This window comes from Prevotella sp. kh1p2 (assembly GCF_900111525.1).
In the GTDB taxonomy this organism is placed as follows: domain Bacteria; phylum Bacteroidota; class Bacteroidia; order Bacteroidales; family Bacteroidaceae; genus Prevotella.
This window is the reverse complement of the sequence record NZ_FOHY01000013.1, coordinates 58,404-77,349: the sequence shown is the minus strand read 5'-3', so window position 1 is coordinate 77,349 and position 18,946 is coordinate 58,404. Positions and strand designations below refer to the sequence as shown.

15 protein-coding genes are annotated in these 18,946 nt (G+C 55.5%); 4 read left to right on the top strand and 11 right to left on the bottom strand.

What is annotated here, in order from left to right; genetic code table 11:
- The first annotated feature begins 191 nt into the window (after positions 1-191).
- Positions 192-1,103: an RluA family pseudouridine synthase gene (locus tag BMW31_RS08995; protein WP_410524442.1), complete on the top strand. Its 912-nt coding sequence runs from the start codon at positions 192-194 to the stop codon at positions 1,101-1,103.
- 36 nt (positions 1,104-1,139) lie between these two features.
- Complete coding sequence (locus BMW31_RS13480; protein WP_177166300.1) at positions 1,140-1,295, top strand: hypothetical protein; 156 nt, start codon at positions 1,140-1,142, stop codon at positions 1,293-1,295.
- 417 nt (positions 1,296-1,712) lie between these two features.
- Here BMW31_RS13480 and BMW31_RS13475 read toward each other — a convergent pair whose 3' ends face one another.
- Complete coding sequence (locus BMW31_RS13475) at positions 1,713-2,255, bottom strand: cyclophilin-like fold protein (RefSeq protein ID WP_177166299.1); 543 nt, start codon at positions 2,253-2,255, stop codon at positions 1,713-1,715.
- Between the two features lie 158 nt (positions 2,256-2,413).
- Between BMW31_RS13475 and BMW31_RS08985 the strand changes: the two genes are divergently transcribed.
- On the top strand, positions 2,414-3,325 hold the full coding sequence (locus BMW31_RS08985; RefSeq protein WP_091824359.1) for a helix-turn-helix domain-containing protein: 912 nt from the start codon (positions 2,414-2,416) through the stop codon (positions 3,323-3,325).
- Positions 3,326-3,420: 95 nt separating this feature from the next.
- Here the strand turns inward: BMW31_RS08985 and lpdA are convergent, their stop codons facing one another.
- The 9 genes from lpdA to thrA all read right to left on the bottom strand — a co-directional run bounded on the left by lpdA (position 3,421) and on the right by thrA (position 15,429).
- Positions 3,421-4,752 carry a dihydrolipoyl dehydrogenase gene (gene lpdA, locus BMW31_RS08980; RefSeq protein WP_091824356.1) on the bottom strand — a complete coding sequence of 444 codons (1,332 nt, stop codon included), beginning with the start codon at positions 4,750-4,752 and terminating at the stop codon, positions 3,421-3,423.
- The gene (gene gcvPB / locus BMW31_RS08975; RefSeq protein ID WP_091824353.1) at positions 4,739-6,196 is read right to left on the bottom strand and encodes an aminomethyl-transferring glycine dehydrogenase subunit GcvPB; all 1,458 of its coding nucleotides are present in this window, start codon (positions 6,194-6,196) and stop codon (positions 4,739-4,741) included. Before gcvPB ends, lpdA begins: the two co-directional genes overlap by 14 nt.
- Positions 6,197-6,209: 13 nt before the next feature.
- Positions 6,210-7,532, bottom strand: coding sequence for an aminomethyl-transferring glycine dehydrogenase subunit GcvPA (gcvPA, locus tag BMW31_RS08970; protein ID WP_091824350.1), 1,323 nt, complete (start codon positions 7,530-7,532; stop codon positions 6,210-6,212).
- A gap of 256 nt (positions 7,533-7,788) precedes the next feature.
- The gene (gene gcvH / locus BMW31_RS08965; RefSeq protein ID WP_091824347.1) at positions 7,789-8,169 is read right to left on the bottom strand and encodes a glycine cleavage system protein GcvH; all 381 of its coding nucleotides are present in this window, start codon (positions 8,167-8,169) and stop codon (positions 7,789-7,791) included.
- A gap of 30 nt (positions 8,170-8,199) precedes the next feature.
- Entirely contained in the window at positions 8,200-9,288 is a 1,089-nt protein-coding gene (gene gcvT / locus BMW31_RS08960) for a glycine cleavage system aminomethyltransferase GcvT (RefSeq protein ID WP_091824343.1), read from the bottom strand.
- A gap of 25 nt (positions 9,289-9,313) precedes the next feature.
- A complete protein-coding gene (locus BMW31_RS08955) occupies positions 9,314-10,024 on the bottom strand; it encodes a lipoate--protein ligase family protein (protein WP_091824340.1) in 711 nt (236 codons plus the stop codon).
- Between the two features lie 371 nt (positions 10,025-10,395).
- Entirely contained in the window at positions 10,396-11,715 is a 1,320-nt protein-coding gene (gene thrC, locus BMW31_RS08950) for a threonine synthase (protein WP_091824337.1), read from the bottom strand.
- A 34-nt stretch (positions 11,716-11,749) separates the two neighbouring features.
- Entirely contained in the window at positions 11,750-12,988 is a 1,239-nt protein-coding gene (locus BMW31_RS08945) for a cofactor-independent phosphoglycerate mutase (RefSeq protein ID WP_091824334.1), read from the bottom strand.
- A gap of 5 nt (positions 12,989-12,993) precedes the next feature.
- Positions 12,994-15,429, bottom strand: coding sequence for a bifunctional aspartate kinase/homoserine dehydrogenase I (gene thrA / locus BMW31_RS08940; RefSeq protein ID WP_091824331.1), 2,436 nt, complete (start codon positions 15,427-15,429; stop codon positions 12,994-12,996).
- Positions 15,430-15,664: 235 nt separating this feature from the next.
- Here thrA and BMW31_RS08935 point away from each other — a divergent pair, with 235 nt between their 5' ends.
- The gene (locus BMW31_RS08935; protein ID WP_091824328.1) at positions 15,665-17,275 is read left to right on the top strand and encodes an NAD(P)/FAD-dependent oxidoreductase; all 1,611 of its coding nucleotides are present in this window, start codon (positions 15,665-15,667) and stop codon (positions 17,273-17,275) included.
- Positions 17,276-17,934: 659 nt separating this feature from the next.
- Here the strand turns inward: BMW31_RS08935 and BMW31_RS08925 are convergent.
- Positions 17,935-18,819 (bottom strand): KPN_02809 family neutral zinc metallopeptidase, encoded by an 885-nt coding sequence (locus BMW31_RS08925; RefSeq protein ID WP_091824458.1) that lies wholly within the window; start codon positions 18,817-18,819, stop codon positions 17,935-17,937.
- Positions 18,820-18,946 lie beyond the last annotated feature (127 nt).

The following is an 18,946-nucleotide window of genomic DNA, read 5'->3' as shown; positions in this document are numbered from 1 at the left end:
CTAAATTTTGTGCAAAGGTACAAAATAAAAATGAAAGGCGAGGGGGTAAGAGCGTGAAAATCAACAAAAAACAGGCCGCCTCGTTGCCCCAACCGGCATTTTTGTTTACCTTTGCAAAATCTTAAGCAGACGGTCTGATTGATGCTGATTGTGGACATGAAGTCCGTGAGCCAGCCGACGTCATGCCGCAAATGAAAGGACTGAAACAGATGAAGACAAACCATACCAGCCATCCGGGCGATTACGATTACTACGAGGTAAGCGAAGATAGTGCGCTCCTGGAGTGGCTGCTCGGCAATCTCAAAGGCGAAAGCAGGACCAAGGTCAAGGCCACGCTCAAGGGGCGCGGCATCCGCGTTAACGGCAAGCAGGTTACCCGCTTCGACTATCCGCTCAAGCCGGGCGACAGGATTTCCGTGAGTCGGTCTAAGAAGAACGACACTTTCCACAGCCGTTACTTGAGGCTGGTGTATGAGGACCGCTTTCTTGTTGTTGTGGAGAAGAACGTCGGCATACTGTCAATGGCGGCCGGGCATTCATCACTGAACGTGAAGGCGGTGCTCGACGACTATTTCGGCAAGACCCGCCAGAAGTGTACCGCGCATGTAGTGCACCGCCTGGACCGCGAGACATCGGGGCTGATGATTTATGCCAAGGACATGCAGACGGAGCAGTTGCTGGAGCACGACTGGCATCACATAGTGTACGACCGCCGTTACGTGGCCGTTGTATCGGGCGAGATGGAGGACGACGAGGGGACGATAGCCAACTGGCTGCAGGACAACAAGGCCTACGTTACCTACAGTTCGCCCGTTGACAACGGCGGAAAATACGCCGTGACCCACTTCCACGTGCTCGACCGTACAGTCGACCACTCGCTGGTGGAGTACCGGTTGGAGACGGGAAGGAAGAACCAGATACGCGTGCACAGTGCCGACATGGGGCACCCCGTGTGTGGAGACACCAAGTACGGCAATGGCGACGACCCGCTGCACCGCCTCTGTCTGCACGCCTATGTGCTGTGTTTCTACCATCCGGTAACGCACGAACGCATGGAGTTTGAAACCCCCATACCGCCTTCGTTCAGGCATCTTTTCAAGTAATCAGGAACTTAGAACCATCCAAACATATTCAATCAGATGAGCAATCTTTCGTATTTCATATTCATTCTTATTGCTGTCTTCGTGGGCGTTGTTGTGGTCAAGAAGATAGCCAGCTGCCTTATCAGGAGCGTCATCCTGCTCCTCATCATCGCTGCTTTGGTGTACGTTTACCTCAACTACTACGCAGCGTAGGCCGCCCTTGCTACTACTTTGGGGCAAGCTGGCCCGCATGATGATGGGCGCAAAGTGAGTGCTGTGTCTTATTCTTCGTTAACTATCGTGCCCGGCTCATGATGCAAGGGGGCTTGCCTCACGCTACATGGGTGCTTGAGTTTTATGAATTTTCGTGCTGAAGCTATGCTTCACGAACTTTCGACACTTGTCGCACGATTGTTTGACAAGTGTCGCACATATATTTGACAGGTGTCGAAAGTTGATGGAAGCCTGCTCCGGCACTCCCAAAAGAATGGAGTTAAACCCTGCCGGCAGTGCTTTCCGGATGCTTTCAGCCCTCAATCCCTTGGGAGAATGGGGTTGGGTTCTTGCCTGATAGGTGTTTGCTGCTCTCTGCTTTTACATATCTTTGGGGCCGTTGCGGCCTGAGTGGGGTTACTTGTTTATTCCCTTTTTCCCGTTGTGTATATAGACACCTTTGCCGGGACGTGTCGTCCGGTTGCCCTGCAGGTCGTAGTAGGAGCCGCCGTGGGCAGCGGTTGCCTTCGTCCTTTCTATTCCGTCGCTTACCTGCTGCTTCCAAGCCACGCTCACGCTGCCGCTGCCCAAGGCTTCTTGCAGGCCGGCCGGGTTGTCAATATGGCCAATCTTGGTGTACGCGTAACTTGACATGAAGGTCTTGTAGAACACTACGATACACGCCGAGCCGTACAGCATCACGTCGCCGGCGTGTATGGTTCCGGGCCGGTAGGTGGCCGTTGGGAGGCTGCGGTCAATGTAGCAGTACTTCTCGTTGCCGTTCAGTTCGCTCATGTTGAGCGTCAGGGGCAGCATGCCGGCAAAGGCTCGGGCCGTGGCGTTGTCGTCAGTCAGTACGGTGAAGGTGCGGCCGCCGGCCGTAAGCAGAATGTTTTGCTGCTGTGCAAGTGCAGAAATGGTTGTCATAGTTATGAGGATGATGGTTGTCAGTTTTTTCATATTGCATGATTGTTTTGTACGAGGCAAAGTTACGGCTAATATTCTTCGGTGCGCTTATCATGGTTGGGGTGATACTTACCTCTATTCCCTTTTCTTAGTATAGAATAGAGTCAGATTCAGAAATAAGTTGTATTTTTGCGCAAAAGAACATGCAACAAATGGAAGAGAAGACAGAAGAGCCGGTTATCAGGCTCGACAGCGTTGATAAATATAATAAGCTGTACGGTTTTGAAACCCGGCATCCGCTGGTGGCGGTGGTTGATTTACGGAAGGCTACAACATCCGTGAACCACGTGCGGTTTAACTATGGGCTTTACGCACTTTGGCTCAAGCACGGCCAACAGTGCTCCATCCGCTACGGCCGACAGAACTATGACTACCAGGAAGGCACCATCGTCAGCTTCGCTCCCGGGCAGGCCGTAGAGGTATTGATGGCGGAGAATGTGGAGCAGGCCGATGCTGTTGGCCTCTTGTTCCATCCCGACATCATCCACGGAACTGTGCTCGGAAAGTGTATAGACGACTATCACTTCTTCGATTATGACTCGGCCGAGGCCCTTCATCTTTCGGTTCGGGAGCAGCAAGTGATAGTTGATGTGCTGGGAAGTATCAACAGCGAGCTCGAGATGCCAGTCGACCGGCATTCGCAAACCATTCTGGTTGACCGCATCAAGCTCGTACTCGACTACTGCCAACGGTTCTACGACCGGCAGTTCATTACGCGCCACAAGGTCAACTCCGATGTGCTTACGGCCTTCGAGCAGAACCTCAAGGAGTATTTCAACAGCGGCGAGGCCGAACGAAGCGGGCTGCCGACGGTGGCCTATTTTGCCGACAAGGCTTTTCTTACGCCCGGTTATTTTGGCGATCTCATCAAGAAGGAGACGGGACTCACGGCCCAGCAGCTCATTCAGAACAAGCTCGTGGCCCTCAGCAAGCAGTTCCTGCTCGACAGCCGTTACACCATCAACCAGGTATCAGCCTATCTCGGGTTCCTCTATCCGCAGCATTTTTCCCGTTTCTTCAAGACCCACGTGGGCATGTCGCCTAAGGAGTACAAGGATTCATAGAGCCCCCGACGGGTGCCGGTTGTTGGCAGCAGCAGGCCCGCAGGCAGTGAAAAGACAAACGAAAAGCCCGGTTCCAGTGGAGCCGGGCTTGCTGTTTAGTGTGCCGTATCGTGCAGTATTTCTTCCAGCGTGGGGTGGGTGTGGATGATGTTGCCCAGCTGCTGCAGCGTTGTATCGCGGTTCATGAGCGCCGTTATCTCCTGAACCATGCCCGAGGCGTGGGCTCCCAGGATGTGGCAACCTATGATGCGGCCGGCCTGGTCGGCCAGTATCTTCACCATGCCTTCGGTCTCGCCGGTGGCCACAGCTTTGCCGTTGGCGCGGTAGTAGCCCTTGTGGGCGTTGTACTCCGTGCCCTCCGCCTTCAGTGCATCTTCGGTTTTGCCCACCGAGGCGGCCTCGGGATTGGTGAATACGGCGGCCGGCATGATGTCGAGCCGTATGTCGTCAGCCAGTCCGAGAATGTGGTTCACGGCCCTGTAGCCTTGGAACGAGGCAGCGTGAGCCAGCATTATGCGGCCGTTTACGTCGCCTATGGCATAAATGCCCTTTACGTTGGTCTGCATGTTCTCGTCGGTCTTGATGCCTTGGCGGTCGTACTCTATGCCGGCGTTTTCCAGTTTCAGCCCGTCGGTATTGGCGCCGCGGCCGGTAGCAATGAGTATGGTGTCGGCCCCGACGGTGTTCTCCTTGCCTTTTGTCTCAAAGGTAACGGTGCCGTTGTCGATGCTTTTCACGCCCGACTGCATGAAGAACTGCACGCCTCTTCGTTCCAACTGCTTGCGCAGCCGCTTGGCTATGTCGCTGTCCATGGCCGGCAGGCACTCTTTCAGAAACTCGATGATGGTAACCTGCGAGCCGAAGGTGTTGAAGGCGGAGGCGAACTCCAGTCCGATGACTCCTGCGCCCACGATGACCAGCCGCGGTGGAACGTGGTCGATGTCGAGCAGCTCGGTAGAGGTTACTACGCCGGGGCTGTCGATGCCCTCGATAGGAGGCATCTTGGGATGTGAGCCTGTTGCAATGATGATATGCCTGGCCTGGTATTCCTCGTTGCCAACAACAACCGTGTGGGCGTCCTTGAATGATGCCTTGCCCTGTACGAAGTTAATGCCCGGCACGGCCATAAGGGTCTCGATGCCGCTGCGCAGCTGCTGCACAACTTGGTTCTTGTGCTCCTGTATCTTGGCGAAGTTGAGGCTGAAGGAGAGGCCGTCGAGCCCGTGTTCGGCAGCCCGGCGGGCCTGCTCAATCACCTCGGCTTCGTGGCAGTAGGCCTTGGTCGGTATGCAGCCCACGTTCAGGCAGGTGCCGCCAACGTGGCTTTCTTCGATGACGGTTACCTGCAGTCCGTGCTTTGCTGCGTAGGGAGCGGCCTGGTAGCCGCCGGGTCCGCACCCGATGATGATGAGGTCAGTCGTTGTCATTGATGAGTTGCTTGTAGGTTACTATTGGATGTTTGGCCGCCAGCACGTCGTCAACGCGCGATATGGGAGCATTGTGCGGAGCCGTTTTCACGAGCTCCGGCTGCTCTGCTGCTTCCTTGGCAATGCGGTGCATCACGTCAATGAAGCCGTCGAGTGTGTCTTTGCTCTCGTTTTCTGTTGGCTCTATCATCATCGCCTCGTGGAAGAGAAGCGGGAAATAGATGGTCGGCGCGTGGTATCCATAGTCCAACAAACGCTTGGCAACGTCCATGGTGGTAACGCCGGTGCTCTTGTCCCGCAGGCCATTAAACACGAACTCGTGCTTGCAAAGTCCGCCGATAGGCAGCTCGTAGGCATCTTTCAGGCACTCCTTTACATAGTTGGCAGTCAGTGTGGCGAGCGGTCCAACCATCTTGATGTTCTCCTTGCCCAGGCTCAGAATGTAGGTGTAGGCCCGCAGAATGACGCCGAAGTTGCCCAAATAGGCGCCAACATGGCAGGCGTGGTCATAGCAAACGGAGTAGCGGTCGCCCTCCTTGACAACGTGGGGACTGGGCAGGAACTCCTCCAACCCTTTGCGTACGCCCACCGGTCCGGCTCCCGGACCGCCTCCGCCGTGAGGAGTAGAGAAGGTCTTGTGCAGGTTCACGTGCATTACATCGAACCCCATGTCGCCCGGACGGCAAACTCCAAGCAGCGGGTTGAGGTTCGCTCCGTCGTAATACAGCAGTGCTCCGCAGCCGTGAACCAGCTTGGCAATCTCGGGAATGTCCTTCTCGAAGAGGCCGAGAGTGTTGGGGTTGGTCATCATCATGGCTGCAATGTCGTCGCCGAGCAGCGGTTTCAGGTCTTCTACATCAACCAGTCCGTCGGGCGTACTCTTCACTTCAACCACCTCAAGTCCGCATACCGCGGCCGAAGCCGGGTTGGTTCCGTGCGCCGAGTCGGGCACAATCACCTTGATGCGTTTGTCGTCATGGCGTGCCTGATGGTAGCTGCGTATAATCATGAGGCCAGTAAGTTCGCCGTGGGCGCCGGCAAACGGATTGAGCGTAAAGTCGCTCATGCCAGTCAGCTCGGCCAGACTTTGCCGGAGATTGTATTCCACCGCCAGCGCTCCCTGCACGGTGTCTTCAGGCTGCTGGGGGTGCAGAGCCGCAAAATCGGGCAGGTTTGCCATCTCTTCATTGATGTAGGGATTGTATTTCATGGTGCAGGAGCCGAGCGGATAGAAGCCGTTGTCGACGCCAAAGTTGTTGCCGCTGTGGTTCGTGTAGTGGCGAACAACCGTCATCTCATCGCACTCGGGCAGGGCTGCGTCAGCCTGTCGTCTCTCCTCGGCGGGAACTTCGTGATGGCCGAAGTTGTTCTTTGGCAGGGAATAGCCTCTGCGGCCAGGATGCGAGAGCTCAAAAATTAAATTGCCATATAATGTTCTGTTCATAGTCGTAGGGGTCTTAGTTTTCTGTCGTAAGTTTGATGTAACGGTCTACCTCATCTTTAGTGCGCTTCTCGGTTACGGCAACCATGAGCGTATTGTCAGCAACTTTGACGCCGCCCATGATGCCGTTGGCCTGCAGTTTGGCCAGCAGGGAGTCGACGTCTCCATGATATCTGACGCAGAACTCATTGAAGAACGGCCGGTTGAAGGCTGCCTCGAATTTGCCTGATTGCAGCAGTCGGTCGTACAGATAGTGAGCTCCGTCGTAGGAAGTCTGGGCTGCTTCCTTTATTCCTTCTTTGCCCAAGAGGCTCATGTAGATAGTAACCCACAGCGCCATGAGCGACTCATTGGAGCATATATTTGACGTTGCTTTCTGCCGGCGGATGTGTTGCTCGCGGGCCTGGAGCGTGAGCACGAAGGCGCGTTGCCCGTTCTGGTCGAGCGTCTTGCCAACAATGCGGCCCGGCATCTTGCGCATCAGCTTCTCCGTACAGCACATGTAGCCCACGGAGGGACCACCGAAACTCATCGGAATGCCCAGCGACTGGCCGTCGCCTACGGCCACATCGGCTCCCCATTCGCCCGGAGTCTTCAGCAAGGCAAGGTCGGCCGCAATGCCGTTCACGATGAAGAGAGCCTTCTGCTGGTGGCAGGCATCGGCATAGCCTGTAAAGTCTTCAACGATGCCATAGCAGTTGGGCTGCTGCACAACCACGCCTGCAACATCTCCCAGGCTTAGCTTCTGGTCGAGGTCAGCCTTGCTGGTAGCGCCGTCGAGGGCTGCTATGAGTTCAATGTCTACGCCGTGGAAGTGGGCGTAAGTGTTGATTACGGCCAGTGTCTTCTTGTCAACAGTCTCTGAGACAAGCACCTTATGCGACTTCTTGCTTACGGCATTGGCCATCAGCACGGCCTCTGCAGTGGCCGTGGTGCCATCGTACATGGACGCGTTAGAGATGTCCATGCCCGTCAGCTCGGCCATCATGGACTGGTATTCGAATATATAATGGAGGGTGCCTTGTGAGATTTCGGCCTGATAGGGGGTATAACTGGTCCTGAATTCAGAGCGCTCTACGAGTCCCGGAATTACGGCCGGGGTGTAATGGTCGTACACTCCGGCGCCGGCAAAGCACGTGAGCTGCCGGTTCTGCTTGCCCAGTTGGGCAAAAAGTTGCCGTATCTCCACCTCGCTCATGGCGTCAGGAAGCTGGTAGTCGCGATGCAGTTTCACGCTGTCTGGCACCTCCGCATAGAGCTCTTCGAGAGATCCGACGCCGATTTTGGCAAGCATCTCCTTGGTGTCTGCTTCTGTATGTGGGAAATATTTGTAGGTCATAACTAAGGTAAACAAATGAGGGAATGGAGACCGTGACGGCTCCCGCATTTCCGTAATTGCTGTTTTTTCTTGATATAGTGTGTACTGTTAGAAGCTCTTTTGGGGAAACCTGGCCGATGGCAGCTTATAGCCGTTGGCCACACCTCCCCAAAAGAAAGGTAGGAAAGAATGCCTGCATGCCGTGCATTGGTTTCTGCTATAACAGTAAGAAGCTGTTAACCAGACGCTTGCCGGCATGTATTACGGCTCTTCTTCGTTATTTCTGGCAGAATGCCTCGTAGGCTTTGGCGTCCATGAGGCTGTCCAGTTCGGCCTTGTCAGATAGCTGCACTTTGACCATCCAGTTGCCGAAAGCATCCTCGTTGATGAGCCCCGGATTGTCTTCGAGGGCCTCGTTCACCTCAACGACGGTACCCGATACGGGTGCATTCAGGTCGGATGCGGCCTTTACACTTTCCACTGCGCCGAATTCTTCGCCGGCAGCAAGCTCGTCGTCAACCTCGGGCATGTCTACATAAACGATGTTTCCCAGCTCATGCTGAGCAAAGTCGGTTATGCCGATGTAGCCGAAATCGCCTTCTATCTTTACAAACTCGTGCGACTCACTGTAGTAGAGTCCTTCAATAACTTTAGCCATATTGTTCTTTTTTTAGATTGTTTTGTTATGCTATTTATGGTAATGCTTGTCGTAGAACTTCTTTTTGACGACCGTTCCGGGGAAGTTTTTCTTGCGTATCTGAATGTCTACGCGGTCGCCCAACTTCACGTTGCTGTCTACCAGAGCTACGGCGCAGCTCTTGTCGGTGCTGATGAGGCGATAGCCGGTAGTAACCTCGCCCACTTCTCGTCCGTCCTTCAGAACCTTGTAGCCGTGGCGTGGAACGGCATGTGCCTGCAGCTCGATGCCGCGCAGACGCCTGGCCACGCCGTTCGCCTTCTGCTCCACAAGGGCGTCCTTGCCGATGAATTCCTCCTTTTCCAGCTTGCAGAACATGCCCAGACCGGCCATGATGGGCGAGATGTCCTGCGAGAGTTCGTCGCCGTAAAGCGGCAGGCCGACCTCAAAACGCAGCGTGTCGCGGCAGCCGAGGCCGCAGGGTTTGCAGCGTCCGCTGGCCATGAGGGCATCCCAGGCGCCGTTGATGAACGCGTGGGAGCCGTAAATCTCGAAGCCGTCTTCGCCCGTGTAGCCCGTCCGGGAGATAATGATGGTCTCGCCGGCGGTGTCTATCGTCTTGCATGTATAGAACTCCAGCTCCTTGCAGGCCAGGCCGAGAACCTCTTCGACCACGCCTTCTGCTTCGGGCCCCTGTACGGCCAGCTGGCCGTAGTAGTCGGAACAATGGTCGAGCGTAACGTCAAACCCCTCGGTGTGCCGGCGCATCCACTCCACGTCCTTGTCGATGTTGGCAGCGTTGATGACGATGAAGTATTCGTTCTCACCCATCTTGTACACCAGCAGGTCGTCCACGGTTCCGCCGTCGGGGTAGAGCATCATGCCGTAGTAAATCTTGCCCACGGGGGCTCCTTTCACGTCGTTGGTGAAGATGTGGTTAACGTATCGCTCGGCATCCTTGCCCGTTACATAAACCTCACCCATGTGAGAAACATCGAAGACGCCGCAGTGCTGGCGCACTGCCTGGTGCTCTTCTATGATAGAAGTGTACTGAATGGGCATGTCGAAACCGCCGAAAGGCTGGATGAGTGCGCCCATTGCCACGTGTTTGTCGTACAGACAGGTTCTTTTATTTTCCATGTATTTTGAGTTTAAAGAGTTAACTTTACTTTCCGAAGATGAACCTTTCGTCCAGATATTCCTTTTCTATTTCCTCCGTGCGGCGTATGTCTTCCGCCGTCATCCCGTAAGTGCGGCTGCACAGGTGGTGGCGCAGCTGTTGCCTGATGTCGGCAAAGGGCAGCTGCGTGTAGTCCTTGAGCAGGCCTATGCGCTGCCTTACGCTCTCCACGCCGTGCTTGTCCAGCTTCTGTCGCGAGGGCGTGATGGCCTGCAGCATGTGCTCCATGTCGGTGTCGTAGAGTAGGGTGCCGTGGGCAATGTTCTTGCCCGAGAGGTGGTAAATGGCGTTTCCTGACACCTTCTGCTGGCCTATCATGATGTCGTTGCGGTCGTTCTTGCAGGCTGCTATGCCCATTTGGTTCAGCGCCTCGGTTATCATGGTCATGTATCTGGCAAAAGTATCGTCCACGCTCCCCTCCTCTGTGATGTATGAAAGCATCACGTTGCTCATGTCGGCATAAACGCAGCCGCCTCCGCTCTTGCGGCGGAACATCCTGATGCCGTGCTGCCGGCAGTAGGCTATGTTGACTTCGTTCTCTGCAACCTGGTTCCGGCCGAAGATGACCGAAGGCTCCACCTGCCACATAAAGAAGCAGTCGCCGCCCTGGTGCAGGCTGCGGGCAACGTATTCTTCCATTGCCAGGTAGAAGCTGAGTTTCCTTGTGTTTCCTTCGGGCAGGTCGATATAAGTCATAGCATTCGTCTTCAGGTTTTCCGACGCTTGCAAATATACTAATTATTTTGAGATAAAAGAAAATTATCCTGACTTTTTTAAATTAAGAGACGGTAAGACCCGCCGACAGGACAGCCGGCCGGCACCGCTGCACCTGCATGCGGCAACGGTTTGCGCTGCCCGGAAGGAGCGGCGCAAAAAGCCTGCACACGGGGTGATAGATGCTGACGGTTAAGGTGCGGGAAACGGCAAGCGGGAAGTTTCGACACTTGTCACATAATCGTGTGACAAGTGTCGAACAATCGTGCGACAAGTGTCGAAAGTTCACGAAAGATATCTTTAACACTCCCAACGGGCATGTGCGGGACTGCAAAAAGCATGTTGGGGGCAGGTTACCGGCTGAGCAGGAAATTCTTGAACCCGGCGAAGTCGTTGCCCAGGGCAATGCTCCGGCGCTTTCCCTGCATGAAAGCGGCCAGCCTGGCGGGCATTTCTACCGGTGCTCCTACAATGGATTCTACGGTGTCCTTGAACTTGGCAGGGTGGGCGGTCTCAAGGAATATGCCCGTTTCTCCGTCCTTCAGGTTCTCCTCCAGCGCCCTGTAGCCGCAGGCTCCGTGCGGGTCGAGCAGGTAGTGGTGGCGCTCGTGGCAGGCGCGGATGGTTTCGGCTATCTGGCTGTCGGTGTAGGTTGCTCCGCTTACTGACTTGCAGATGGCCTCCCACGAGCCTCCGAAGAGGTCTTGTATGCGTGCAAAGTTGCTCGGATTGCCTACATCCATGGCATTGGCAATGGTCTGTCTGCTCGGCTTGGGTTTGTAATTGCCCGACTGGAGATACCGGTAGAACACGTCGTTGGCATTGTTGGCGGCGATGAAACGCTCCACCGGCAACCCCATTCGCCATGCAAAGAGCCCGGCGCAGATGTTTCCGAAGTTGCCCGAAGGCGTGCAGAACACCAGCCGGCCGGGGTTGCCGGCGTGCAGCTTCAGGTACTGTGCGTAGGCATAGAAGTAGTAGAAAGACTGCGGCAGGAAGCGGGCCACGTTGATGGAGTTGGCGCTCGTAAGGCTCATGTGCCGCTTCAGGTCGGCATCCATGAAAGCGTTTTTGACCAAAGACTGGCAGTCGTCGAACGTTCCATCTATCTCTATGGCGGTTATGTTCTGCCCAAGCGTGGTGAACTGGCTCTCCTGTATGGGGCTTACCTTACCCTTGGGGTAGAGCACGTAGACGTGAATGCCGTCGACGCAGAGGAACCCGTTGGCCACAGCCGAGCCCGTATCGCCCGATGTGGCAACAAGTACATTGACCCTGCTGCTACGTTCTGCCGGCCTCTCCTGCCTGATGAAGTATTGCAGCAGGCGTGCCATGAACCGGGCTCCTACATCCTTAAAGGCGAGCGTGGGGCCGTGGAAGAGTTCCAGCGCGTAAATGTTGGAGGTTACGCGAACCAGCGGCGTGTCGAACGACAGCGTGGAGCAGACAATCCGGTGCAGGTCCTCGGCGGCAACGTCTTCGCCGAAGAAGGCATCCGCAACCTTGCAGGCAATTTGCTGAAAGGTAAGTTCGCTGATGTGGTCGAAGAACTGTTGCGGCAGTGGGTTGATGTGTTCGGGCATGTAGAGCCCCTTGTCGGGAGCCAGTCCGTTTACAACGGCTTCCTTGAGGCTTGCTTGCGGGGCCTGATAGTTTGTGCTGTAGTATCTCATCATGTAAAAAGGATTGGTTGAAACGGCATGGAGTTTATCGAATCTTCATGAACTCCTCCATGAATTCATGGAGCTTCAGGAGGCCGTAACTGCCCCTAACGCAGCTCGTCTCGTCGAAGAGTTGCACCTCGTCGGGCTCTATGCCGCGGTGCCATATCAGGAAAGGCACGGGCTCCTTGACGTGCGTCCGTATCTCCACGGGTGTGGGGTGGTCGGGCAGTACGGCAATGCAGACGGGCTCCTGCCATTCCTTCACCTTATTATATATAGGCTCCACAATCCTGTGGTCGAGGTATTCGATGGTGCGTAGTTTGAGTTCCAGGTCGCCGTCGTGGCCTGCTTCGTCGCTCGCTTCCAAGTGGAGGAAGACGAAGTCCTGCCTTTCGAGCGCGCTGATGGCAGCCTGCGCCTTGCCCTCATAGTTGGTATTGGCCAGTCCGGTGGCTCCGGGAACCTTGATGATGTCCAGTCCTGCATAGCGTCCGATGCCCCTTATCAGGTCTACTGCAGAGATGCAGGAGCCGCTCTTGATTTGCGGAAAGAGTTCGTGCAGGGTCTTCATCTCCGGTCGGTAGCCCGGACTCCAGGGCCAGATGCTGTTGGCTTGCTCCTTGCGGCCTTGGTTGAAGGGGTGCGAAGCGAGCAGTTGCTGCGACTGCAGGATGAGGTTGTTGAGCAAGTCGGCCGTCTCCTGCGGAGTCATCCTGCCCGAGCGGGGCTCGTCCTCGTCTGCTTTTCCGGCCGCAGGTCTCACCATCAGCTTCGCCCACTCTTCGTTCGGATGGTCATGGGGCGGTGCACACTCAATGTGTTTGTTGCCGCCCTTGATGATGAGCAGGTGCCGGTACTGTATGCCGGTGATGAATTTAACGCGCTTGTTGCCCAAGTGCTCGTTCAGGAAACGGATGAGTACGTCGCCTTGCTCCGTTGTAAGATGTCCGCCGTGGTGGTTCTTGATGCGCCCGTCTTGGGTCTCGATGATGTTGCACCTCATGGCCATGTCGCCCGGTTTCATGTCGTATCCAATGCTTGCTGCTTCCAAGGGACCGCGGCCCTCGTACACTTTGTTGAGGTCGTAGCCCAGGATGGCCGTGTTTGCAACTTCCGACCCAGGCTGAAAACCGTCGGGAATGGTGATGAGGCGGCCCGTCTTTCCCTTGCGTGCCAGCATGTCCATATAGGGCGTATCGGCGTATTGCAGCAGCGTCTTGTTGCCCAGTCGGCTGACCGGATGGTCGGCCATGCCGTCGCCTAAGATAATGATATGTTTCATGGGCCTTATATGTTAGCAATGCTCATGATGTTGGCAAAAACGCCGGCAGCCGTTACCGAGGCGCCTGCTCCGTAGCCCTGTATCTGCATGGGGTACTCGCGGTAGCGCTCGGTGGTAAGAAGAACGATGTTGTTGGAACCTTCCAGATTGTAGAAAGGTGACGAGGAATCAACTGCCTTCAAGGCTACGGAAGTCTTGCCGTGGTCCATCGTGGCCACGAAGCGCCACCGCTTGTTGGCCGAAGCAAGCTCCCGCCGCCGGCTCTCGAAGTCGGCATCGAGCGTCTTCAGCTTCTGCCAGAACTCTTCTTGTGAGCCCTGGAAGCACTCATCGGGCACGAAGAGGTGCTTCTCCACGTCCATCTGGTCTACTTTGTAGCCGGCCTCACGCGTCAGGATGACGAGTTTGCGCACCACGTCCGTACCACTCAGGTCGATGCGAGGGTCGGGTTCGGAATATCCCTGCTCCTTAGCACGACGCACGGTCTCCGAGAACGGCACGTCGGCAGCTATCTCGTTGAAGATGAAGTTCAGCGTTCCGCTTAGCACGGCCTCTATCTTCAGTATCTTGTCACCTGAGTTCCGCAGGTCGTTGATGGTGCCTATAATGGGCAGTCCAGCGCCTACGTTGGTCTCAAAGCGGAACTTCACGCCCTTTGTCAGTGCGGTTTTCTTCAGCTTCATATAGTTGTCGTAGGGCGAGGAGGCCGCCATCTTGTTGGCTGCCACTATGCTGATGTTCTTTTCGAGGAAGCATTGGTAGAGCCCGGCTATCTCCTGGCTGGCCGTACAGTCAACAAAGACACTGTTAAAGATGTTCATGCCCAGCACATTGCTTCTTAGCTTCTCGGGACTGCTTGGCTCCGATTGCTTCAGCTCCTGACGGTAATTGTCGAGGTCGAGACCGTCCCGGTTGTAGATTGCATTCTTGGAGCTGGCTATTCCCACCACGTTCAGCTTCAGCCTCGAGTGTTCCTTCAGCTCCTCGTACTGTGAGCGTATCTGCTCTAAGAGCTTGCTGCCAACGGTGCCGACACCGCAGATGAAGAGGTTGAGAACTTTGTATTCGGACAGAAAGAAGGAGTCATGAAGCACGTTGAGCGACTTGCGCAGCGACTGGGAGCTTACGACAAAGGAGATGTTAGTTTCCGATGCACCCTGTGCGCAGGCTATTACGCTGATGCCGCTGCGGCCGAGCGTGCCGAACAACTTGCCGGCAATGCCCGGCGTATGCTTCATGTTTTCGCCCACGATGGCGATGGTTGCCAGTCCGCTCTCGGCGTGCATGGGGAACATTTTGCCGTCTTCAATCTCGTGGGCGAACTCTTCGTCGAGCACGCTCACGGCCTCTGCGGCATCCACATCGCGCACGCCGATGGACGTAGAGTTCTCCGACGAGGCCTGGGAGACCATGAACACCGAGATGCCTTCATCGGCCAGAGCGGTGAAGATGCGCCGGTTCACGCCGATGACACCCACCATCGAGAGGCCCGAAACCGTTATCAGCGTGGTTCCGCTGATGCTTGAAATGCCCTTGATGGGCTTGTTGTCGTCGGCAACTTTGTCCTTGATGATGGTGCCCTCGCCTTTTCTGTTAAAGGTGTTCTTTACCCTGATGGGGATGTTCTTTACGCATACAGGGTATATAGTGGGTGGATAAATGACCTTGGCGCCGAAGTTACAGAGCTCCATAGCTTCCACGTAGCTCAGTTCGTTGATGGTGTAGGCGGTCTTGATAACGCGTGGGTCGGCCGTCATAAAGCCGTCCACGTCGGTCCAAATCTCCAGTATTTCGGCATCGAGTGCCGCTGCTATGAGCGATGCAGTATAGTCGGAGCCGCCCCGCCCGAGGTTTGTTATCTCGTTGGTGTTCTTGTCCTGGGATATGAAGCCGGGCACCAGACTGATGCGGGGCAGGTCGGCAAAGGTCTGCTGAATGAGCTGCGCCGTGAGCTCACTGTCCAGTATATGCTTGCCGTTGCGGTTTTCGGTCTTGATGAACTGGCGTGCGTCGAGCCACTTGGCGCCCTTGATGAGCGTTGCCACAATCTGCGAGCTGAGCCGCTCGCCGTAGCTTACGATGGCGTCTTCGGTCTTTTTGCTCAGGTCGTGTACCAGATAAACGCCGAAGTAGATGGAACGCAGCTGCTCGAAGAGAGAATCAACCTTGTAGAAGAGTATTTCACGGCTTGTGTTGTCGGTGATGACGGTATCTATCATCTTGTGGTGGCGGTCGAGCATGGCGTCGAATTCGTCCTTCCAGTGCTCGTCGCCCTTGAGTGCTAACTGCGAGGTAGCCAGCAGCTTGTCCGTTATGCCGCCCAGGGCGCTCACTACCACGATTACGGGTTGCTTCCTTGCCTCGCTCTCCACGATTTGTTTCAAGCTCAAAATGCTTGCCACGGAACCTACTGATGTTCCGCCGAATTTCATTACTTTCATTGCCTTTACGGTTTGTTTGGGTATTATCCTGCCATCCCTTCAACAACAGGGCCATGGCAAAACTTGGCGACAAAGATAGCCAAAAACCGAGAAACGGGAAAAGAAAAGCTGTTGTTTTTATGATGAAACCGAAGAAAAAAAGTGCATAAAAGGTGTAAACGAAAGTTTTTATGTACTTTTGCAGATAGCTTAAAGCAGCCCGAGGCCCTTTTTGCTGCGATTAGACAGAGATATTATGATACATGAATACCAGTTGCGACTGCTGCCTGTGCAGGCTTCGTCGGAGCAGAACATCATCAGTTATTTGGCCCAGGAAGAAGGTCTCGACGCCCGAACAGTGAACAGCGTGAGGGTGCTCAAGCGCTCCATCGACGCCCGCCAGCGCACCATCTATGTTAACCTGAAGGTGCGGGCCTATATCAACGAGCTGCCGCAGGACGACGAGTTCGTGCACACCGAATATCAAGACGTGTCGGACCGGCCGCGTGTCATCGTGGTGGGCGAGGGCCCCGGCGGTCTCTTTGCTTCGCTCCGGCTCATCGAACTGGGCTTCCGGCCGGTCGTGATAGAGCGCGGCAAGGATGTAAGGGAACGCAAGAAAGACATGGCCGGGATAACGAAGACGCAGCAGGTTGACCCCGAGAGCAACTATTGTTTTGGCGAGGGAGGGGCCGGCGCCTACTCCGACGGCAAGCTCTACACCCGCAGCAAGAAGCGCGGTTCGGTGGAGAAGATACTCAACGTGTTCTGTCAGCACGGCGCATCGACCGGCATTCTGGCCGATGCCCACCCCCATATAGGAACCGACAAGCTGCCGCGCGTCATTGAGAACATGCGCAACACCATCCTGAAATGCGGCGGCGAGGTGCACTTCCAAACCAAGATGACGGCCCTGATGCTCGACCATGAGCGCGTGGCAGGCGTTGAGACGGTTAACTTGGCCACAGGGGCAGAGGAGCATTTCCGCGGCCCCGTGATACTGGCTACAGGCCACTCGGCCCGCGATGTGTACCGGTATCTTCACGCCGAGCAGATAGAGATGGAGGCCAAAGGTATTGCCGTAGGCGTGCGATTGGAGCATCCGGCACAGCTCATAGACCAGATACAGTACCATAACAAGAACGGCAAGGGCAAGTATCTGCCCACTGCAGAGTACTCCTTCGTTACACAGGTGGGCGGCAGAGGTGTCTACAGCTTCTGTATGTGCCCCGGAGGCTTCGTCATTCCGGCCGCTACCGGGCCGCAGCAAATTGTGGTTAACGGCATGTCGCCGGCCAATCGGGGCACGCGATGGAGCAACAGCGGCATGGTGGTTGAAGTGCATCCGGACGACGTAGCGGCACTGTTGAAGCCGGAAAACGGCGAGAGCGAAGGTGCCGATGCTGCCGACCCGCTCTGCGTGATGCGCTTCCAAGAAACGCTGGAGCGCGACTGCTGGCAGCAGGGCAACAGGAAGCAGACGGCTCCGGCACAGCGTATGGCCGACTTCGTGAACCGCAAACTCAGCTACGACCTGCCCCCATCGAGCTATGCACCGGGACTTATCTCCAGCCCGTTGCACTTCTGGATGCCGGCGTTTGTGGTGAGTCGGCTGCAGGAAGGCTTCAAAGTATTCGGCCGTAACGCCCACGGCTTTCTCACCAACGAGGCCGTGCTCATAGCCACGGAGACGCGAACAAGCTCGCCGGTGCGCATTCTGCGCGACCGCGAAACGCTGCAGCACGTGCGCCTCGAGGGCCTTTTTCCCTGCGGAGAGGGTGCCGGCTATGCCGGAGGCATCGTCTCCGCGGGCATTGATGGTGAGCGTTGTGCCGAGATGTGTGCAGAATACATGAAGCGGCTGTAGGCGGTTACTGTCAGCATATTTGGTGTTTTGTAGTGCTCTGTGGCAAGAGCAGGAAAATAAGAAAAAGCATACAGCGGGACAGAAAACAACCTGCGGAGAGGCAATTTCTATCGGCTGCGAGGCAGAAATACCTGCACTTTACGTTCAGAAGGACACTTTCAAGCATGCTGTTTGCCCATTTTAATGCCCCTAAAGCATAGCTTCAACAGCCTTGAAGCATACCTTCAAGCCCGTTGGACGATACCTCCAAGAAACCCGGAAAACAGCAATAAAAATACAAACGGCTGATAATCAGCAGCTTGCCGGAACGAAGAAAAATCCCAAATTCTGCCCATCGCGTGGACTGACACAAAACTCACGCAACACCAGCGCACGTATTTGTCAGCAAAAATAGCCTCCAATTTACCGCAAGAAAACCATCAGTAAACAAAAAAACAGAGACGCGCAATCCCGCATCTCTGTTCATCCTAATTCATAGCATGTCCCCAAACACCCCCTCCTTCGGAGGGGGCAAGGGGGAGGTTCCCCTAATCTTGAATAGTAGCATGTCCCCACTCACCCCCTCCTTCGGAGGGGGCAAGGGGGAGGTTCCCCTAATCTTGAATAGTAGTATGTCTCCATTCACCCCCTCCTTCGGAGGGGGCAGGGGGGAGGTTCCCCTAATCCAAATCCCCTTCGGCAAACGTCGTAGTGTCCCAGTCACCCGTCTGCAGTCCCTTCTTGAACCAGAACATGCGCTGTTCACTGGTGCCGTGGGTAAAGGTTTCGGGCTGTGCATAGCCGCGTGCTTTCTCCTGCAGGTAGTTGTCGCCTATCTTCTCGGCGCAGTCAATGGCCTCCTCAATGTCGCCGTCGGTCAGGCTCTGGTACTTCTGGTTGTCGTAGTGAGCCCAGCATCCGGCGTAGTAATCGGCCAAGAGCTCCAGTTTCACGCTCAGTTTGTTGGCATTTGCCTGGCTCATTCCTGCCATCTTCTGGTGGCACTTCTGCAGGATGCCGCGCATGTACTCGATGTGGTGGCCCACTTCATGTGCTATCACGTAGGCATAGGCAAAGTCGAGGTCGCCCTTGGCCTGTATGCCCAACTGCCTGCGCATACTGGTAAAGAAGCTCAGGTCGAGGTACAGCTTCTGGTCGCCGGAGCAGTAGAAGGGCCCCATGGCAGCCGAGCCGTTGCCGCAAGCCGTCTGTACGGCCCCGGTAAAGAGCACGAGAGTGGGGTACTCATACTTGAGTCCGTGCTGTTGGAACTGGTCAGTCCACACGTCCTCCGTGCCGGCCAGAATCCGTTTAGAGAAGTCGGCCAGCTCTTGTTCCTCTTCTGTAAACTCGGTTTTGCCGGTGGGCTGTTCCTGTACCTGTGCCTGCAACTGCTGCTGCACGATATTACCCACCACGTCGCCGAGGTTTCCGCCGCTCATCAGTGTCATGACCGCCATTACCAGAATGGCCCCTATACCTCCGCCGATACCGGCCTTTACGCCGGTGCTCATGCCGCGGCGGTCTTCTACGTTGTTACTTTCTCTTCTACCGTCTAATTTCATAGCGTTGTATATTATTGTTTGGTTTTCTTGATATTTAGCTGTAGCCAGGCGGCAGCCGGAAAACAGGAACCGGTGCAACAGAGCGCGCTATCATGGCACAAAAATAACAATTAAATTTGAAATGCTT